The following is an 18,608-nucleotide window of genomic DNA, read 5'->3' as shown; positions in this document are numbered from 1 at the left end:
ATTAGTCCAGTGACATACCAGCCCGGCCGGGCTGCGTCCGCTTAGTCAATCAAGCTGCCCGGCGGCCGTGATGAGTGCCATCACGGTCATATAGTCAGTTTGCTTCTTGTCCTTGCTTACCAACTATTATCGCGTAACAACGCGGCTGTAGCTAATCGCTGGACTTTCCGACGCGCCGCGTCGCGCCGGGCCGGGAGCCCCCAAAGGTGCCGTGGGTCACGGCGGATAGTCCCCGCCGCCGGGCAGCGGAGCCCAGGCCCACAGCCACACGATCCAGACAATCTGCAGCAGCACGAACGTGACTACCACCGTGCCGCGGTACGCACGGGACCGGGAGATGAGGGCAGCCGCGAGGCCCAGCGGGAACAGCGGAAGCAGCATCCGGAAAGTGCTCGTCTGCGGGTGCAGGAAGAGCAGCAGATAGCCCATGTAGCAGGCGCACCACAGCTGCAGCTCCGTGCCCAGCGCCCGCACCGGACTGCTCATCAGGAGCAAGGCGAACAGGGCAACGAAAACGAACGGCGCCAGCACCCCGAGCACCGGCCCGAAGAGCAGGATGCCGGTGTCGAACCAGGGCTTGAACGGCACGAGGTCGTGGCCGCGCCAGACGGTTTCGGTCTTGGTGTAGGCCTGGATATCCCCGGTGACAGCCCAGGCGATGCCCGGCCACATCAGGGCCCCCAGTCCGCTGACCGCCGTCAGTCCGGCGAGGGACCAGAGCTGGGTGCCGGTGTGCGGCCCGACGGTGGGAGGCATCCCGGCGTGCGGGACGCCGCCCGCCGGGTCCGGGCCCTCCCCGCGTGCCCGGCCGCGGGACGCCGAGAAGGACTGCCACCCCCGGTGGAGGAACAGCAGCCCCGCCATCGCCGCGAACGGCACGCCGGTCGGCCGGGACAGGCACATCAGTATGACGACGGGCACCGCCAACAGGTAGCGGCGTGTCACGACCAGCAGCAGGGCAGCGGCCAGCAGGAGCAGGTTCAGCGACTCGGCGTAGGGCACCTGGAGCACCGGGGACACCGGAAAGGTGGAAACGAACACGGTTCCCCAGAGCGCGCTCCGGTGGGATGCCTTGTGCCGGAACAGTCGATAGATGACCAGCGCCGCGCCCAGCCCGCACACCATGGCGATCACCGTCAGGCTGAATGCCGGGTGCAGTCCGGTCACCCCCGCGACCACGCGGCCAAGCACCGGAAAGAGCGCATAGAACGCCCAGGCGTTCTCCTGGACGTCCCCGGCCCCGTCGGTCGGAAGGACGTCCGGGTAGCCGTTCAGGAGGATCTCGCCGTACCAGCGGGCATCCCAAATATTGACGAACGACCAGTAGTCCGGCTTAGCCGGAAACCAGGGGTTCACGCCCTGGTGCAGGGCCGCGGCCATGAAAATGCAGGCGCTGACGAAGCGGGCTGCGACATAGAGGCCGCCCACCTGGACCCACCAGGGCCAGTGCCCCGCCCGGGCCCCCGCCGCTGCGATGCCGCCCCGGGCCCCTTCAGCCAGGTCCCGCAGCCCGGAGCTGCGGGTTCCGTCTGCCGGCTCCTCGCGGCCGTCAGGCTGCACCGCCGCCGGCAGGTGCGCCTTTGGCGGGTCGCTGCTCACGGGGCCCGCTCCGGTTCCTGCCGCCGGCGTCCCAGTTGGCCCCCGAGGTCCGCGATTTTCCGGTCCTTCGTGGCCAGCTGGTCCCGCAGCTCGTCCAGCACCTGGTCCACCTGGTCCATCCGGTAGCCCCGCAGGCCGATGGCGAACCGGAGCCGGTCGATGTCGGCCGGCTCCGCCTTGGCCGGCAGCAGCACCGGCGGGAGGTTGGCGACCGGCTGGTCGAAGCCGTCATCCGGGGCCCGCTGCTCACCGGCGTCGGCCCCGCGGCGGCCGCGGAGGAAGCTCGACGCCCGGCCGGTGCCGAGGAGGAAAGCGGCGCCGACGAGCGCGATTGCCAGGAAGATCAGGAAGAAGCTCACTCCCCCATCGTGCCAGACGCCGCCGGGTCCGACTGGTGCCCGGTCAGCCCCGCGTGCCGCCGGCGGGTCCGGTGCCGTTCCCGTTCCCGGCGCCGCTGCCGTTGGGGTTCCGGTGCCGGGCGGCGCCTTCCACCACGAGTTCCACGGCGAGCGCCGGATCGTCCACGACCTGCAGCAGGTCCAGGTCCTCCTCGGACATCATGCCCTCGGCCACGAGCGTGGTCTGGATCCACTCCACCATGGGGCTCCAGAATGCTGTTCCGATCAGGACAATCGGGAAGGACGTGACCTTCCGGGTCTGGACCAGGACCATCGCTTCGAAGAGTTCGTCCAGTGTGCCGAGGCCGCCCGGCAGCACGATGAACCCCTGGGCGTACTTCACGAACATGGTCTTGCGGGCGAAGAAATAGCGGAAGTTGATGCCCAGGTCCACCCACTGGTTCATCCCCTGTTCGAAGGGCAGCTCGATGCCGAGCCCGACGGACACCCCGTTACCCTGCACGGCGCCCTTGTTGGCTGCCTCCATGGAGCCGGGACCACCGCCGGTGATCACTGCCAGCCCGGCTTCGGCCAGCTGGCGCCCGACCTCGACGGCGAGTTCATAGTTCAGGCTGCCGGGCACGGTCCGCGCCGAGCCGAAGACGCTGACCGCCGGGCCCAGGTCGGCCAGCGCACCAAACCCTTCCACGAACTCGCTTTGGATCCTGAGGACCCGCCACGGATCAGTGTGGACGAACTGTCCGGGCCCCTTCGTGTCCAGCAGGTTGCGGTCGGACATCGTTACCTTGGCGGCTTTGCGCCGCAGCTCCAACGGACCCTTGTGCCGGATCCCGGCTGGGGCCGGAATGTCGCGGGTTTCGCCGGTGTTCTTCGCGGCGGCCACTCCGGCTGCCTTACCGGCTGATTTTCCGGCTGATTTTCCGGCTGTGGCCGGGGGTCCCTGTTGTTGCGGATCGGTACTCATGCCCACAGGTTAGCGCGGTTCCCTGTCAGTGCCGGTCCGGCACGGCCCTGACGTGCGGGCGCCGGCGCAAGATGCCCGGCCGGCCCCGAAGAGTACCCGAGGACGCCGGTAGCAGGCTGACCTGCAGGTATCTCTTGAATCACGATCTGTAGGAACTGGGAGTGATTGCGGTCATAATCGGCGGATGTTCGCTAGATTCTTCTTATGACTACTCAAGTGCCCGGCGATGCCCTCGTCTCCCTGAACGCCGTCAACAAGCACTACGGCCAGTTGCACGTCCTGAAGGACATTAATCTGCATGTCCGCAAGGGCGAGGTTGTTGTCGTCATCGGACCGTCGGGTTCCGGCAAGTCAACGCTGTGCCGTGCCATCAACCGCCTCGAGACCATCGACGACGGCGTGATCAAGATCGATGGCAAGGAACTGCCCGCAGAGGGCAAGGAACTCGCCAAGCTGCGCGCCGACGTCGGGATGGTCTTCCAGTCCTTCAACCTCTTCGCCCACAAGACGATTCTTGAGAACGTCACGCTCGGCCCGATCAAGGTCAAAGGCCTCTCCAAGGCCGAGGCCGACAAGGACGCGATGGCCCTGCTGGAACGCGTCGGCGTCGGGCACCAGGCGCCGAAACTTCCGGCCCAGCTCTCCGGCGGCCAGCAGCAGCGCGTCGCGATCGCCCGCGCCCTGGCAATGAAGCCGAAGGTCATGCTCTTCGATGAGCCGACCTCCGCGCTGGACCCGGAAATGATCAACGAGGTCCTCGACGTCATGATCCAGCTGGCCAAGGAGGGCATGACCATGATCGTGGTCACCCACGAGATGGGCTTCGCCCGCAAGGCCGCGGACCGCGTGGTGTTCATGGACGGCGGCCAGATCGTCGAGGACGCCTCCCCCGAAGAGTTCTTTACCAACCCCAAGAGCAGCCGCGCCAAAGACTTCCTCTCCAAGCTGCTGACCCACTGATCCCTGAAGAGTTCTCACCCTGGCCGCCGCAAGGCGGCCGTCCAATGAAAGGAATGTCATGATGGCATTTTTGACCCGAAGGAAATCCCTTCTGGTTGCCGCGTCCGCAGCCCTGGCTCTCAGCCTGAGCGCCTGCGGCGGCAGCACCTCCACTTCCAACCCGCCCGTGGCCGAGAAGCCGAGCTTCGCTGCCGACTCAACCATGGCCAAACTGTCATCCGCCGGCAAGATTGTCATCGGCACCAAGTTCGACCAGCCGCTGTTCGGCCAGAAGGGCCTCGACGGCAAGCCGGTCGGGTTCGACGTCGAAATGGGCAAGCTGATCGCCGGCAAGCTGGGCATCCCCGCCGACAAGATCGAGTGGGTCGAGACTGTCTCCGCCAACCGCGAGCAGTTCATCAAGCAGGGCAAGGTCGACATCATCGTCGCCACCTACACGATCAACGACAAGCGCAAGACCGAAGTCGACTTCGCCGGCCCGTACTACGAGGCCGGCCAGGCACTGATGGTCAACAAGGACAACACGTCCATCACCAAGCCCGAAGACGTCAAGGGCAAGAACGTCTGCTCCGTGACCGGCTCCACGCCGGCCGGCACGATCGTCGAGAAGTACGGAGCAGTCCTCGTCCCGGCTGCAACCTACTCCGCCTGCCTTGAGCCGCTGCGCAACAAGCAGGTCGAAGCGATCACCACCGACAACGTCATTCTGGCCGGTTTTGTGGCCAAGGAGCCGGACGCTTTCAAGCTGGCCTCGGACCAGACCTTCACCAAGGAGCCCTACGGCATCGGCCTGAAGAAGGACGACACCGCCTTCCGCACGTGGATTAACGACCAGCTGGAAGCCTTCGATAAGGACGGTTCCTACAAGAAGGCCTGGGAAGGCACCGCCGGGACGGTCATCAAGACCGCTCCCGCCCTTCCCACGATCAACCGCTACTAGCCTGGTATGGCGGTTGCCGGGGCTCGCGCCCGACGCGGCCCCGGTAACCGCCATTCCCGTCTCCCACTCCACTTCCCGCAAGGCAGCCTAAGGAACCTATGGACGTCATCATTGAAAACCTTCCCGCATATGTGGACGGTTTTCTCAGAACCCTCTTCCTGTCCGTGGTCTCGGGGATCTTCGCACTGATTTTCGGGACGCTGCTCGCAGCAGCCCGTGTCTCGCCCATTGCCGCCCTGCGCGGCTTCAGCATGACGTACGTGGAGATTGTCCGGAACACCCCTCTGACCATCGCGTTCTTCTTCGCCGCTGTGGTCCTTCCACGGCTTGGGGTGACGTTCCAGCAGTTCGAGGTCGCCGCCATCATCGCACTGAGCGCCTACACCTCGGCCTTCATCGCCGAAGCGGTGCGCTCCGGCGTCAACAGCGTCCCGGTCGGACAGGCCGAGGCTGCCCGCAGCATCGGCATGAAGTTCAGCCAGGTCCTCACCCTGATCATCCTGCCGCAGGCCCTGCGCACGGTGATCCCGCCCATGATCAACATCCTCATCGCCCTGGTGAAGAACTCCTCGGTGGCCGGCGCCTTCTTCGTCCTGGAGCTCTTCGGCTACGGCCGCCAGCTTGCCAACGCCAACGGCGACGCCGTGCTGTGGGTCCTCGTCGGCGTCGCGTTCTTCTACCTGCTGATAACCGTCCCGCTTGGCTATTTCGCCAACCTGGTTGAACGAAAGGTGGCGATCGCCCGATGAGCTCGGTCCTTTACGACGTCCCCGGCCCCAAGGCCCGCCGTGTCTCCCTGATCGGCTCCATCGTCGGCGTCGTTGCGATTGCCGGGCTGGTCTGGTGGGCTATCTCCGTCCTTGCCCAGCAGGGGATTTTCGAACCCGAACGCTGGGCCGTCTTCCAGATTCCCGACGTCTGGGTGCTGATCGGCAACGGCATCGTCGCCACCCTCACGGCCGCGGCCGTCGCCGCGGTCATCGCCTTCCCGCTGGGGCTCGTGCTGTGCCTCATGCGCATCTCCGACGTCGCCTGGATCCGCATCCCGACCCGGATCGTGCTGGAATTCCTGCGCGGCATGCCCGTGGTCCTGATGATGTTCTTCGTCCTGCTGGTGTTCGCGACCGGTTCCTTCACCGCCGTCGTCGCCGGCCTGGTGCTGTACAACTCGGCGATCTTTGCCGAGATCATCCGCGCCGGCATCCAGTCCCTGCCGAAGGGCCAGCGTGAAGCCGGCCTCGCGATCGGCCTCACCAGCTTCGCCTCCCGGCGCAGCATCGAACTGCCCCAGGCGATCCGGCGCATGCTGCCGTCGCTCGTGGCGCAGCTCGTGGTGCTGCTGAAGGACACCTCGCTCGGCTACATCGTTTCCTACGAGGAACTGCTGCGCAAAGTGCAGATCATGGCCGACTTCCTCGGTCCGGACTACCTGTTCCCGGTGTTCTTCGTGGCGGCGGCGATCTACATCGCCATCAACTTCTCCGTCTCCCGGCTCGCGATCTGGATCGAGAAGCGCGGTTCCAAGAAGGCCGCCGGCGGCGTCGTGCACGTTCCGGTCGCAGGGATCCCGGTCAAGTAGGTCCCCCGCGGCGCAGCCTGCGCCCCGGCAAGGCTGCACCGAACGCACCTAAGGTCCGGAATCCCGCGAGGGGTTCCGGACCTTTTGTGTTGGGAGTTGTACTACCTGCGGCGTTGCCTGCTGCCTGCCGTTTTGCCTGCGGGCGTCGCCTGCTGTTTTCCCTGCTGTTTTGCGTGGGTCAGGCCGTGAGCCAGCTCCGCAGGACCCGCAGGCATTCGCGGATCGCGTCGGCCTCGACGTGTTCGTTGTCCTTGTGCGCCAGCAGCGCGTCGCCGGGTCCGAAGTTCACCGCCGGGATGCCCAGTTCGCTGAAGCGCGCGACGTCGGTCCAGCCGTACTTGGGCTTGGGCGCGGCCCCCACCGCGGCGACAAAGGACGCCGCGGCGGGGTGGTTGAGTCCCGGCCGGGCGCCGGCGGCGCTGTCGGTGCGGACGACGTCGAATCCCTCCAGCAGGTCCCGGACATGCTGCTCCGCCTCATCCGGGGTTTTGTCCGGGGCGAAGCGGTAGTTGATTTCCACGACGCACCGGTCCGGAATGACGTTGCCGGCGGTCCCGCCGTTGACCTTCACGGCGTTGAGGCTTTCCCGGTAGTCCAGTCCCTCCACGCTGACGGTCCGGGGCTCGTAGGCCGCGAGCCGGGCCAGGATCGGCGCAGCGGCGTGGATCGCGTTGCTGCCCATCCAGGCCCGGGCGGAATGCGCGGCTTCGCCGACCGTGGTCGCTTCGAAGCGGATGGTGCCGTTGCACCCGCCCTCCACGGTCCCGTCCGTGGGTTCGAGCAGGATCGCGAAGTCCCCGCCCAGCAGGTGGCCGTGGTTCCGCACCAGGCGGCCGAGCCCGCTCTTAACGGCCTCGACTTCCTCGTGGTCGTAGAAGACGAAGGTGACGTCCTTGTCCGGCTCCGCGCCGCCGTCGAACAGCCCAGCGGCCAGCGCCAGCTGGACCGCGACACCGCCCTTCATGTCGGTGGCACCGCGGCCGTAGAGGATGCCCTCGCCGGGCGACCCCGAGGGCCAGTAGGACGGGACGGTCCCGAGGGACCCTTCCGTGGTCGGCAGGGGCACCGTGTCCAGGTGTCCGGCCAGGATGACCCGTTCGGCCCGGCCGAGGTTGGTGCGGGCGATGATCGAGTCGCCGTCGCGGACCAGCTCCAGCTGCGGGACGGAGCGGAGGGCATGCTCCACGGCGTCGGCCAGTTCCGTCTCCGCGCCGGAGACGCTGTAGATGTCGATGAGCCTGGCGGTCAGCAGCGCCACGTCCTGGCGGAGGTCCAGGCGGGCGGTGTGGGGGCGGGAGTTCGGGCGTGAGTTCAGGTCCGGGGCAGTCACCGTCCCACTTTATCCGCTGCGGTCCCCCGGCGTCCCTCCCGCCTGACCCTTACGTGTGGGCGTTTCAACGCGACACAACGGCTCTGCGCGCGGGCCGGCCGGGCTGTCACGGGTTTCGGGGAGGGCGGGCGCCGTCTATAGACTTGGGGACATGACTGAAACCGCTTCTTCCGCTGTGCCCGCAGACGCCCGCTCCGCCTATGGCTACGGCGTCGCCACGATTGCCGCCGGCAACGGGGACGCCACCGTGCTGGACGTCTGGTTCCCGGCGCCGGCCCTCGGCACCGCAACGGAGAGCCTCCGCGACGTCGCGAACGCGGATCAGTCGCTGCTCGATATCGCCGCGACCGGCGCCGACGCCGACCGCGGCACCGAGCAGAAGGTCGTGTTCGCCCAGATCCACCTCGACGAGGCCCCGGCCGACACCGCCGACGCCTACCTGCGCCTGCACCTGCTCTCGCACCGCCTGGTGCAGCCGAACAGCATCAACCTTGACGGCATCTTCGGCAAGCTCCCCAACGTCGTGTGGACCAACTTCGGGCCCGCCGCCGTCGAGGGCTTCGAACTGACCCGCGCCCGGCTGCGCAGGCGCGGCGCCGTCACCGTCTACGGTGTCGACAAGTTCCCGCGCATGGTCGACTACGTCATCCCCTCCGGCGTGCGCATCGCCGACGCCGACCGGGTCCGCCTCGGCGCGCACCTGGCCGAGGGCACCACGGTCATGCACGAGGGCTTCGTCAACTTCAACGCCGGCACCCTGGGCGCGTCCATGGTGGAAGGCCGAATCTCCGCCGGGGTGGTCGCCGGTGACGGGTCCGACGTCGGCGGCGGCGCCTCGATCATGGGGACCCTGTCCGGCGGCGGCAAGGAGAAGATCGCTTTGGGCGAGCGTGTCCTGCTGGGCGCCAACTCCGGTGTCGGCATCAGCATCGGCGACGACTCCGTGGTCGAGGCCGGCCTCTACGTCACGGCAGGCACCCGCATCCGAGTGGTCGGGGCCAAAGACGCCGACGGCGAGGACACCAGCCGGATCGTGAAAGCCGTGGAGCTCTCCGGGGTCCCCAACCTGCTCTTCCGCCGCAACTCCTCCACCGGCGAGGTGGAGGTCCTCCCGCGCAAGGGCCAGACCGTCGAACTCAACGAGGCCCTGCACGCCAACTAAGGTTGGGTGCGCAAACCAACCGTTAGCAGCATGAACCGGCCCCGGACGGGCCTGAGGGAGTAGTTTCGTGGCACGCAGAGGCAGCTTGCGCCGTTGGGTTGTGCTGCTGCTCACCCTGGTCATGGTGGCAGGCGGGGTGTACACCGCGGTGGCGTTCGTGCAGCGCTCGGAAGTCCTCATCACCGAACGCTGCACAGCGGCGGGCGGCGGCAGCGCCGAGCTTGCCACTGACCAGGCGGCCAATGCCGGACTCATTACGGCCGTCGCCGTCCGCCGCGGGCTCCCGGCCCGGGCCGCGAGCATCGCCCTGGCCACGGCCATGCAGGAGTCCAAGATCCGGAACATCGGCCACGGGGACCAGGCCGGCCCCGACTCCCGCGGGCTCTTCCAGCAGCGGCCCTCGCAGGGCTGGGGCACCACGGAACAGGTGATGGACCCGTACCACGCTAGCAACGCCTTCTACGATGCCCTGGTGAAGGTCCCGGGCTACCAGACGCTGGAGATCACCGACGCCGCACAGCGGGTCCAGCGCTCCGCCTACCCGGACGCCTACGCCCAGCACGAGGCGATGGCGCGTGCCTTCGCTTCGTCGCTGACCGGCCAGACCGCCGCGGGTCTCGACTGCCGGCTGCGCGACCCCGACGCGGCCGGCGACCCGGCCGCCGTGCAGGAACGCCTCATCTCCGCCTTTGACGCGGTCCCGGCGTCCACGGAGGGCGGCACCCTCGTGCTGGAGGCCGAGGGTGACCGGGCGTGGGCCGTGGCGCAGTGGGCGGTTGCCAACGCCAAAGCCCTCTCCATCACCGAAGTCCAGGCGGAGGGGCGCAGCTGGACGCGGCAGGACCGCAACGGCTGGCAGGCCTCCGAGGTCCCGGCGGGACAGGTCAGGATCACCGTCGCCGCGGCGCCGACGCAGTAGCGGAACGTCTCCGGTGAGTCCGGGCGGGCTCAGACCAGCAGATCCACTACCGGCTGCACATAGCTGCGGAACAGTTCCGGCTGGGACAGCAGTTCCGAGCTCATGATGATCTTGTCCGGCTCCAGATACCAGGCCCTCGGCTCGGCCAGCGGCAGCTCGATGATGGTCAAATTGAAATCATTGGCGGCGCGCCCCACCTCGAGCAGCCGGTCATCGACCATGTCCTGCAGCAGCTGCACCCCGCCTGCGGCCTCACGTTCGGCCTCCAGGGCCAGGTAGTCAGCGCGGCGCTCCCGGGCCCAGGACAGCGCCGCACCGAAATGCGCCTGCATCACACGCCGGAGGGCCGGGGAATTACTGAAGGCGCGGAAGCCCGGCGGCCCCAGTTCCGGCGACATCTCGGGATGCGCCTTGAGGAGCTGCTCCCACCAGGCTTCCCACTCCGTCTTGAGCGCACTGACTCCGCCCACCTCCGCAATCAGGTGCGTGTGGTCCGCGGGCCGGATCTTCGGGGCCGCGTGGCAGAGTGCCGGATGCCCCGCGGTGTCCAGGCCAGCGGTGTCGCGAACGTACAGTGCAATGAGCATGGGACCCGAAGTATCCATGGTGATCCGCCAGCCCGGCCCGCCTGTGTGGTGCATCCAACTGCCTCCTTGGCAAGACGTACGTTTCCAGTGTATTCCCCAAGTTAACGCACGTTAATGCCTGCCAGCGTAGCTGCCCAGTCCGTTGAGGTGGGACTCCAACACGTCGCTGCACACCTGCGCGGTCATCCATTCGGGCTGCAGCAGGGCGTGCAGGGTGAGCCCGTCCAGGGTGGCCAGCAGCCGTTCCGCCTCGGTGACCAGGCGCTGCTGCTCCAGGGCTGTGTCGGTCTCGGCCGCGGCGCCCCCGGACGACAGGTCCATCACGAGCCGCCCGACGATCGCAGCCACCGCGCGGTGGCTCCGGTCTGCTTCCGGGGCGAGGAACGGCTTGGTCCTGGCCGCGGCCTTGAATGCCATCCAGACGCAGGCGTCGACGGCACGCTCCTCGTCCAGGGGAAGAAATTCACCCAGCAGGGTTAAGACACCCTCGTGGTGCTCCGGGGTACCAGGCTGCGCCTCCGCGAGGCGCTCATCGGCTGCCGCCAGCCGGCGGACGATCCGGTCCACGACGACCCCGAAAGAGTGGGCCAGGAGCTCGTCGCTGCTGGCAAAGTAGTGCCGGACCGATCCGACCGCCAGCTCCGCCTCGTCCGCGACTTCGCGGAGCGAGGCCCGTTCGAGTCCGTCTGCTGCGACGATCCGGAAGACCGCTTCGACCACTTCTTGGCGCCGCAACGCGGCGTCGACAAATTTGGGCATTAGTCTTTTTAGCACGGATGTGCCCGAACGGCGGCGGGCCACACCGGCGGGCAGCCCCCCGGCCGCGCGATGGGCGGTGCGCGCGATGTGCCTGCCGCCCGCCGGGCGGTCCGCCTATCCGGGTGCCGGCCGCGTGAGAACGACGCCGGCCGCGCACCCCGTGAGGTGAGCGGCCGGCGTCGTACTTTTGTTGCTGCTTTTTTGCTGTGGGGACTACACGGAAGGGTAGTTGCGCTCCGGTTCGCCGATGTAGAGCTGCCGCGGGCGGCCAATCTTGGTGTTGGGGTCGTTGATCATTTCCCGCCACTGTGCGATCCAGCCCGGAAGGCGGCCGATCGCGAAGAGCACGGTGAACATCTTCTCCGGGAAGCCCATGGCCTTGTAGATCAGGCCGGTGTAGAAGTCCACGTTCGGGTAGAGCTTGCGCTGGATGAAGTAGTCATCATTCAGGGCCTTCTCTTCGAGGCGCAGGGCGATCTCCAGGAGTTCGTCGTTGCCGCCGAGCTTCGTCAGGATCTCGTGGGCCGTGGCCTTGACGATCTTGGCACGCGGGTCGTAGTTCTTGTAGACGCGGTGTCCGAAGCCCATGAGCCGGACGCCGTCCTCCTTGTTCTTGACCTTTTCCATGTAGTCCTCGGGCTTGGTGCCGTCGGCCTGGATCTGGCGCAGCATCTTCAGCACGGCCTCGTTGGCGCCGCCGTGGGCGGGGCCGAAGAGGGCGTTGATGCCGGCGGACACGGAGGCGAAGAGGTTCGCGTTAGAGGAGCCAACCAGCCGGACCGTCGAGGTCGAGCAGTTCTGCTCGTGGTCGGCGTGCAGGATGAGGAGCAGGTCCAGCGCCTTGGCGACGACCGGGTCCACCTCGTACTGCTCGGCCGGGAGTCCGAAGCTCAGGCGCAGGAAGTTCTCCACGAGGTTGTGGGAGTTGTCCGGGTAAAGCATGGGCTGGCCGATGCTCTTCTTCAGGGCGTACGCGGCGATGACCGGCATCTTGGCCAGCAGCCGGTAGGTGGAGACTTCGACCTGCTCAGCGTTGAACGGATCCAGCGAGTCCTGATAGAACGTGGACAGCGCCGACACGGCAGAAGACAGCACCGGCATCGGGTGGGCGTCGCGCGGGAAGCCGCTGAAGAAGCCCTTGAGCTCTTCGTGCAGCAGGGTGTGGTGGCGGATCCGCTGGTCGAAGGCTTCCAGCTCCGTGGCGGTCGGCAGGTTGCCGTAGATCAGCAGGTAGGAAACTTCCAGGAAGCTTGAGTGCTGGGCGAGCTGCTCGATCGGGTAGCCGCGGTACCGCAGAACACCGGCGTCGCCGTCGATGTAGGTGATGGCGGAGGTGGTTGCGGCGGTGTTCATAAACCCGGGGTCAAAGGCAACGGCACCGGTCTGCTTCAGCAGCTTGGAAACGTCGTAGCCTTCGTTTCCTTCTACAACCTGGATGCGCGGGAGTACGAGTTCCCCGCCGGCATGGCGCAGGGTTGCGCTGGTGGTCTCAGTCATGGAGTCTCCTCTGAGGCCTCAGGGCCTCTGTAGAAAGCTGGTCCAACTTCTGGTGAAGCCGCCCACGGAACCTGTTTTAGCCACGGATTCCAACGGCCGCGCTGCCTTCTTGTGGAAAGCCACCATTGATAGTCAGTTAAAAAGTACCGCCAGTTTCCGGGTGGCACTAATCCGGGGCCATCCGGAACTACCCAAAACGCGCCAGTTGTGGCACGTGTCACTACTTTATTACGCCCCGGCGGCCAGACGGGAGGCGGCGGCGTCGATCCGCTCATCGCTTGCGGTGAGCGCCACGCGGATGAATCCGTTGCCCGCGTCGCCGTAGAACACACCCGGGCCGACGACGATCCCGCGGTCCGCTAGCCGGGCGACCGTATCCCATGTGGGTTCGCCCGCGGTGGCCCAGAGGTAGAGCCCGGCCCGGGATTCGTGGATGGTCAGCCCGAAGCGTTCAAGGGCCGGTACGATCCGTTCCCGGCGTCCGCGGTACAGGTCCTTCTGCGCCTGGACGTGGGCATCGTCGCCAAGGGCAACCCGCATGGCTTCCTGGACCGGGTACGGAACGATCATGCCCGCGTGTTTGCGGCTGTTGACCAGGTTCGCCACGATAGCGGGGTCACCGGCGACGAAAGCGGCGCGGTAGCCGGCCAGGTTGGACTGTTTGCTCAGCGAGTACACGGCCAGGAGGCCCTCATGTGAGCCCTCCGCGACCTGCGGGTCCAGGACGCTGGGCACCGGGGAGCCGCCGCGCTGGAGGTCCCATTCGCCCCAGCCGAGTTCGGCATAGCACTCGTCCGAGGCCACGACGGCGCCGAGCTCGCGGGCCTGCCGGACGATCCTGCGCAGCGATTCGGCGTCGCGCACGCTGCCGGTGGGGTTTGCCGGGGAGTTGATCCAGACCAGACGCACCCGGGCGCGGGTGGCGGCGTCGAGCTCATCCAGGTCGTCCGCGGCGATGTGCTCCGCGCCGGCGAAGGTGGCGCCGATGTCGTAGGTGGGGTAGGCGACCGTCGGGCGGACGACGACGTCGCCCGGCTTGAGGCCGAGCAGGAACGGCAGCCAGGCCACGAGTTCCTTGGAGCCCACGGTGGGCATGATGTCCTGGGGATCCAGCCCGGGCACGCCGCGGCGGCGTTCAAACCATGCCGCGATGGCTTCCCGGAGCCCGGCCGTGCCGTGGACCGTCGGGTAGCCGGGAGCGTTGGCCGCTGCGCACAGGGCCTCCTGCACCACCGCGGGGGTGGCGTCCACCGGGGTACCGATGGAGAGGTTCGCGACTCCCCCGGGGTGTTCGGCAGCCCTGGCGATGTACGGCGCCAGGGCTTCCCACGGGTAGTCTGGCAGGCTGAGGCCGAAGCTGCGCAGCGCAGAAGTCACCGACGCCCCGCCTTAGTTCTCTTGGTTCTGCGGCGGCAGGGCGGCAATCATCGGGTGGTCGGTGTGGGTGTTGCCGACCTTCGCGGCCCCGCCCGGGGACCCGAGATCGTCGAAGAACTCCACGTTGGCCTTGTAGTAATCGGCCCATTCCTCGGGCGTGTCATCCTCGTAGTAGATGGCCTCGACGGGGCAGACCGGCTCGCAGGCGCCGCAGTCCACACACTCGTCGGGGTGGATGTACAGGGAACGCTCACCCTCGTAGATGCAATCGACGGGGCACTCTTCAATACATGCCTTGTCCTTGACATCTACACACGGCTGCGCGATTACGTACGTCACGTCCCTGGCCTCTCCACTCTGGTTCCGGCGGGTGCCGGACAACTGCTCCCGGCCTGAGCGCCGGGCTGCTGACTTCTGAGCCTATTATCTCCCAGCCGGTTCGCGCGAACCTAGCCGGGCGTCACACGGGTCCGCACTGGAATCCGACCGGCCCGGGATCACGGACCTAGGATGAATGGGTGAGTTCCTCGAAGCCGTCGCCCCAAGAGTTCCTGGCCGCCGTCGAGCCCGGCACCCGGGTGGTGGTCAGGTACCGGATCGAGGGCGGACTGACGGATGCCCTGGGCGTGCTGGTGGCGCGCACCGGGGACGGCTGCACCATCCGCACGCGTCGCTCCGACGTCGTGATCCCGCTTCCCCTGGTGGTGGCCGCCAAGCAGGTCCCGCCCCCGCCGCCCCGCCGCGTCCCTCGCCAGCAGCCCTGAGACGCCCGGCCCCGCGCCCGGGCACAACCCCGCCTGCCTGACACCTCCCCGCCCTGGGCAGCCCCGGCCCGCCTGACACCCCCGCCCGGTGGACATGCCCTCCCCTGGTCCCGGCCAATGGACATATAGCCACTATGTCCATTGGCCGCGGCACCCGCTGGACATGCCCCCAGTGTCCGGTCCGCGAACGTTGGACATGTCCTGCCGTAGCTGTGAACGCTGGACTGGTGCATGAGCGTGAACCGCGCCCCGGAGGACATGTCCGGCACTAGGCCGCAACTGAGATGCTGTTGAGCGCGTCGCGGACCATCGCGATGAACTCATCGGGCCGGTTCAGGAGCAGCGGGTAGCTGACCACAAGCGTGGGGATGCCGAGCCTGGTGGTGACGTTCCAGCGGCGCCGGTCCTCTTCGAAGCTTGCCCGGTCCATGTGGAAGGCCGCGCCGTCGGTCTCAATGCCAAGCCGACCGTCGACCATGAGGTCAAGGTGGCCCATACCGGGGATGTTGACCTGGGACTCCACATGGAACCCGGCCCTCCGGAGCCAGTACCGGGCGATGCACTCCATGATGGACTGCGACTGCGGGACGATCCTGTCCACCAGCCGGCGCTCCCTCGCGTCGTTGCGCCCGGCCAGACGCTGCCGCAGCGCCGAAAGACTAAGGCCTTTGACGACGACAGAGGATTCGGCAATGACGAGGCCGTCGAGTTCCGGCAGGCATCGCAGGCTTTGAACAACAGTGTCCAGCAGGGTGGCGACCGGATGGCGATGAGCTGGGCATCGGCTCCGGGGGCCGCGTACACGCCGCGGGACACCCGGGACACGGCGCCTTTGGCCAGGGCGGCCTTGAGCTGAAAGTCCGAGACCCCCGCGGCAGCGAGGTGTTTGGCGCGGGCGACGCCGTCGTAATTGGAAAGTACTTCGGTGACATTGACCATGCGGACATCGTGGCGCCGAAGCTCCGGGCCGGAACAGGGCCGGACCGCGCTATGTGCACAAGGGCATGCGCTTCGGACCGGGCCGGTGGGGACATGTTCCGCGTCCGGGCTCGTGCACGTCCCCCGTCAACAATGGGTATGTCCGCGGGCGGCGCGCGGGAAGGGACATGTCCCCGGCTGCGGCCGGAGCGAAGAAGGGCATGTCCCGCGGCGCGTTCAGCAAATGGACATAGTCCCGTTATGCCCACCCTTGGCCGTGAAGAAGGGGCATGTCCCCCGGGGCGGAGCGCGGAGAAGGGGCATGTCCCCCGGCGGGGTGGTGGGGTGGTGCGGAGGCGGGATGGCTAAGCCGTGGACGGGCGGTAGCGCCGGCACCAGGCCAGAATGCCAATGGTGACGACCGCGATGCCGTAGATCCAGAGGGTCCCGGCCAGGTCGCCGACGATCAGGCGCTTTCCGTTCCCCAGGGCGGACCACCAGCCGGCCAGCGCATAGCAGAGCGCGCCGCAGACCGCCGTCGGAAGGGCCGAACGAAATGCGGCGCCGAGCCACAGCTCAACGGAGCCCAGCAGGACCAGCGCGGCGGCGGCACCCCACGGCACCTCGACGCCGGCGACCAGGAGGTCCTGCCCGTGCAGCATCGTGCCGGCGAGGGCAGCAAAAAGAGCTGCCGGCAAGGCGGCGGCAATACCGCCTGCCATGCCGGCAGCTCTCTTATTCACAAACGATCCGGGGTTTCAGCGCAGAACGCGGAACCTAGACCTTCGCGCGGGCGCGGTTGGACTTGGCGCGCTGGTTGACGTCCAGGATGAGCTTCCGGATCCGGATGGATTCCGGGGTGACCTCGACGCACTCGTCTTCGCGGGCGAATTCGAGCGACTCTTCGAGGGTCAGGTCGCGCGGGGGCGTCAGGTTCTCGAAGGTGTCGGAGGAAGCGGCACGCATGTTGGTGAGCTTCTTTTCCTTGGTGATGTTGACGTCCATGTCGTCGGCGCGGGAGTTCTCGCCGACGATCTGGCCTTCATAGACCTCGGAGGTGGGGCGGACGAAGAAGGATCCGCGTTCCTGCAGGTTGATCATGGCGAACGGCGTCACAACACCGGCGCGGTCGGCGATCATCGATCCGTTGGTGCGGTATTCGATCGGGCCGGCCCAGGGCTCGTAGCCCTCGGAGATGGAGGCTGCGATGCCGGCGCCGCGGGTGTCCGTGAGGAACTTGGTGCGGAAACCGATCAGGCCACGGGCCGGAACGATGAACTCCATGCGGCACCAGCCGGTGCCGTGGTTGGCCATGTTGGTCATGCGGCCCTTGCGGGCAGCCATGAGCTGCGTGACGGCGCCGAGGTACTCCTCCGGTACGTCGATGGTCATGTGCTCCATCGGCTCGTGGACCTTGCCGTCGACGAGCCTGGTGACAACCTGCGGCTTGCCCACGGTCAGCTCGAAGCCTTCGCGGCGCATCTGCTCGACCAGGATGGCCAGCGCGAGCTCGCCACGTCCCTGGACTTCCCAGGCATCCGGGCGCTCGGTCGGGAGCACCTTGATGGAGACGTTACCGATCAGTTCCTTGTCCAGGCGGTCCTTGACCTGGCGGGCCGTGACCTTGGCACCCTTGACCCGGCCGGCCAGCGGCGAGGTGTTGATACCGATGGTCATCGAGATGGCCGGATCGTCAACGGTGATCAGCGGCAGCGGCTGCGGGTTGTCGACATCGGTCAGGGTCTCACCGATGGTGATTTCCTCGATGCCGGCGACGGCGACGATCTCGCCGGGGCCGGCGGACTCGGTCGGGACGCGGTCCAGCGCCTTGGTAGCCAGCAGTTCGGTGATCTTGACGTTCTTCAGTTCACCGTTGGCGCGGGCCCAGGCAACAGTCTGGCCCTTGCGCAGGGTGCCGTTGTAGATACGCAGCAGCGCCAGGCGGCCGAGGAACGGGGAGGCGTCCAGGTTGGTGACGTGCGCCTGCAGGACACCGTTCGGGTTGTAGGTCGGTGCCGGGATGTGCTCGATGATGGCCTGGAACAGCGGCTCGAGGTCCTCGTTCTCCGGGGCGGAGCCGTCGGCGGGCTGCTCGAGGGAGGCGCGGCCGACCTTGGCGGCGGCGTAGACGACGGGGACGTTGAGGATCTTGTCCAGGTCGAGGTCCGGAACTTCGTCGGCGAGGTCGGAGGCCAGGCCCAGGAGCAGGTCCATGGACTCGTGCACAACTTCGTCGATCCGCGCGTCAGGACGGTCGGTCTTGTTGACCAGCAGGATCACCGGCAGGTGCGCGGCGAGGGCCTTGCGGAGGACGAAGCGGGTCTGGGGCAGCGGGCCCTCAGAGGCGTCAACGAGGAGGACAACGCCGTCGACCATGGACAGGCCGCGCTCGACCTCGCCACCGAAGTCGGCGTGGCCGGGGGTGTCGATGACGTTGATGGTGATGGTCTCGCCCTTGGAGGACGGTCCGTTGTAGGCCACCGTGGTGTTCTTGGCCAGGATGGTGATGCCCTTTTCACGCTCGAGGTCACCGGAGTCCATGACCCGATCTTCGAGGTGGTTGTGGGCGGCAAAGGAGTTGGTCTGCTTGAGCATGGCGTCGACCAGGGTGGTCTTGCCGTGGTCAACGTGGGCCACGATCGCGACGTTGCGCAGGTCACTGCGCGATGCAGTGGCTACCGCGGTGTTGGTGGTGGTTTCAGACATGCGTTATTGCTCGATTCAGTGGTGAAGTCAGCTGTTGTATCGCGACATTTCCAACCGGAACGCACGACGGATGCGCCCCTTTGGCACAGGGCACCTTCATCCATTCTAAACGCTAAGGCATTTATTGGCCTAAAAACCTTCATTCCCGGCAGCCCGGCCGGGCAGTCAGGACGGGAAATCGGCGCGGC

Annotated in this window: 19 protein-coding genes and 1 pseudogene; 7 read left to right on the top strand and 13 right to left on the bottom strand. The window is 67.2% G+C overall.

Annotated elements, in window-relative coordinates:
- Positions 1 to 216: 216 nt before the first annotated feature.
- The 3 genes from ACZYZ3_RS12940 to ACZYZ3_RS12930 all read right to left on the bottom strand — a co-directional run bounded on the left by ACZYZ3_RS12940 (position 217) and on the right by ACZYZ3_RS12930 (position 2,922).
- Positions 217 to 1,500: a putative hexosyltransferase gene (locus ACZYZ3_RS12940; protein WP_463964231.1), complete on the bottom strand. Its 1,284-nt coding sequence runs from the start codon at positions 1,498 to 1,500 to the stop codon at positions 217 to 219.
- A gap of 95 nt (positions 1,501 to 1,595) precedes the next feature.
- The gene (locus ACZYZ3_RS12935; protein ID WP_463964217.1) at positions 1,596 to 1,958 is read right to left on the bottom strand and encodes a DivIVA domain-containing protein; all 363 of its coding nucleotides are present in this window, start codon (positions 1,956 to 1,958) and stop codon (positions 1,596 to 1,598) included.
- 43 nt (positions 1,959 to 2,001) lie between these two features.
- On the bottom strand, positions 2,002 to 2,922 hold the full coding sequence (locus ACZYZ3_RS12930; protein ID WP_463964216.1) for an LOG family protein: 921 nt from the start codon (positions 2,920 to 2,922) through the stop codon (positions 2,002 to 2,004).
- 204 nt (positions 2,923 to 3,126) lie between these two features.
- On the opposite strand from ACZYZ3_RS12930, the gene ACZYZ3_RS12925 reads away from it, so the two are divergent.
- From ACZYZ3_RS12925 to ACZYZ3_RS12910, 4 genes are all read left to right on the top strand, one after another.
- Positions 3,127 to 3,882, top strand: a complete 756-nt coding sequence (locus tag ACZYZ3_RS12925) for an amino acid ABC transporter ATP-binding protein (protein ID WP_463964215.1) — start codon at positions 3,127 to 3,129, stop codon at positions 3,880 to 3,882.
- A gap of 58 nt (positions 3,883 to 3,940) precedes the next feature.
- A complete protein-coding gene (locus ACZYZ3_RS12920; RefSeq protein ID WP_463964214.1) occupies positions 3,941 to 4,822 on the top strand; it encodes a glutamate ABC transporter substrate-binding protein in 882 nt (293 codons plus the stop codon).
- Between the two features lie 98 nt (positions 4,823 to 4,920).
- On the top strand, positions 4,921 to 5,571 hold the full coding sequence (locus ACZYZ3_RS12915) for an amino acid ABC transporter permease (RefSeq protein WP_463964213.1): 651 nt from the start codon (positions 4,921 to 4,923) through the stop codon (positions 5,569 to 5,571).
- Positions 5,568 to 6,401 (top strand): amino acid ABC transporter permease, encoded by an 834-nt coding sequence (locus tag ACZYZ3_RS12910; RefSeq protein WP_463964212.1) that lies wholly within the window; start codon positions 5,568 to 5,570, stop codon positions 6,399 to 6,401. The genes ACZYZ3_RS12915 and ACZYZ3_RS12910 overlap by 4 nt, the downstream gene beginning before the upstream one ends.
- Before the next feature lie 178 nt (positions 6,402 to 6,579).
- Here the strand turns inward: ACZYZ3_RS12910 and dapE are convergent, their stop codons facing one another.
- A complete protein-coding gene (gene dapE / locus ACZYZ3_RS12905; protein WP_463964211.1) occupies positions 6,580 to 7,731 on the bottom strand; it encodes a succinyl-diaminopimelate desuccinylase in 1,152 nt (383 codons plus the stop codon).
- Between the two features lie 151 nt (positions 7,732 to 7,882).
- Here dapE and dapD point away from each other — a divergent pair, with 151 nt between their 5' ends.
- Positions 7,883 to 8,893, top strand: a complete 1,011-nt coding sequence (dapD, locus tag ACZYZ3_RS12900) for a 2,3,4,5-tetrahydropyridine-2,6-dicarboxylate N-succinyltransferase (protein ID WP_463964210.1) — start codon at positions 7,883 to 7,885, stop codon at positions 8,891 to 8,893.
- Positions 8,894 to 8,960: 67 nt separating this feature from the next.
- A complete protein-coding gene (locus ACZYZ3_RS12895) occupies positions 8,961 to 9,812 on the top strand; it encodes a hypothetical protein (protein ID WP_463964209.1) in 852 nt (283 codons plus the stop codon).
- Between the two features lie 29 nt (positions 9,813 to 9,841).
- Here the strand turns inward: ACZYZ3_RS12895 and ACZYZ3_RS12890 are convergent, their stop codons facing one another.
- The 5 genes from ACZYZ3_RS12890 to fdxA form a co-directional block, all read right to left on the bottom strand.
- The gene (locus ACZYZ3_RS12890; RefSeq protein ID WP_463964208.1) at positions 9,842 to 10,453 is read right to left on the bottom strand and encodes a hypothetical protein; all 612 of its coding nucleotides are present in this window, start codon (positions 10,451 to 10,453) and stop codon (positions 9,842 to 9,844) included.
- 57 nt (positions 10,454 to 10,510) lie between these two features.
- Entirely contained in the window at positions 10,511 to 11,158 is a 648-nt protein-coding gene (locus ACZYZ3_RS12885) for a TetR/AcrR family transcriptional regulator (protein WP_463964207.1), read from the bottom strand.
- Between the two features lie 213 nt (positions 11,159 to 11,371).
- Entirely contained in the window at positions 11,372 to 12,655 is a 1,284-nt protein-coding gene (locus ACZYZ3_RS12880) for a citrate synthase (RefSeq protein WP_463964206.1), read from the bottom strand.
- Positions 12,656 to 12,883: 228 nt separating this feature from the next.
- A complete protein-coding gene (gene dapC, locus ACZYZ3_RS12875) occupies positions 12,884 to 14,032 on the bottom strand; it encodes a succinyldiaminopimelate transaminase (protein WP_463964205.1) in 1,149 nt (382 codons plus the stop codon).
- A 12-nt stretch (positions 14,033 to 14,044) separates the two neighbouring features.
- The gene (gene fdxA, locus ACZYZ3_RS12870) at positions 14,045 to 14,371 is read right to left on the bottom strand and encodes a ferredoxin (RefSeq protein ID WP_282384023.1); all 327 of its coding nucleotides are present in this window, start codon (positions 14,369 to 14,371) and stop codon (positions 14,045 to 14,047) included.
- 179 nt (positions 14,372 to 14,550) lie between these two features.
- Between fdxA and ACZYZ3_RS12865 the strand changes: the two genes are divergently transcribed.
- Positions 14,551 to 14,796, top strand: coding sequence for a putative acetyltransferase (locus ACZYZ3_RS12865; protein ID WP_463964204.1), 246 nt, complete (start codon positions 14,551 to 14,553; stop codon positions 14,794 to 14,796).
- A gap of 268 nt (positions 14,797 to 15,064) precedes the next feature.
- Here the strand turns inward: ACZYZ3_RS12865 and ACZYZ3_RS12860 are convergent, their stop codons facing one another.
- The 4 genes and pseudogenes from ACZYZ3_RS12860 to typA form a co-directional block, all read right to left on the bottom strand.
- A complete protein-coding gene (locus ACZYZ3_RS12860; RefSeq protein ID WP_463964232.1) occupies positions 15,065 to 15,397 on the bottom strand; it encodes an endonuclease domain-containing protein in 333 nt (110 codons plus the stop codon).
- Between the two features lie 200 nt (positions 15,398 to 15,597).
- A pseudogene (locus tag ACZYZ3_RS12855) lies at positions 15,598 to 15,735 on the bottom strand (type IV toxin-antitoxin system AbiEi family antitoxin domain-containing protein); the annotation flags it as partial.
- Positions 15,736 to 16,079: 344 nt separating this feature from the next.
- Positions 16,080 to 16,436 carry a hypothetical protein gene (locus tag ACZYZ3_RS12850; RefSeq protein ID WP_463964203.1) on the bottom strand — a complete coding sequence of 119 codons (357 nt, stop codon included), beginning with the start codon at positions 16,434 to 16,436 and terminating at the stop codon, positions 16,080 to 16,082.
- Positions 16,437 to 16,491: 55 nt separating this feature from the next.
- Positions 16,492 to 18,420, bottom strand: coding sequence for a translational GTPase TypA (gene typA, locus ACZYZ3_RS12845; protein ID WP_463964202.1), 1,929 nt, complete (start codon positions 18,418 to 18,420; stop codon positions 16,492 to 16,494).
- Positions 18,421 to 18,608: the final 188 nt, after the last annotated feature.

This window comes from Pseudarthrobacter linnaei (genome assembly GCF_055412825.1).
This window is presented reverse-complemented; position numbering and strand designations above follow the sequence as displayed.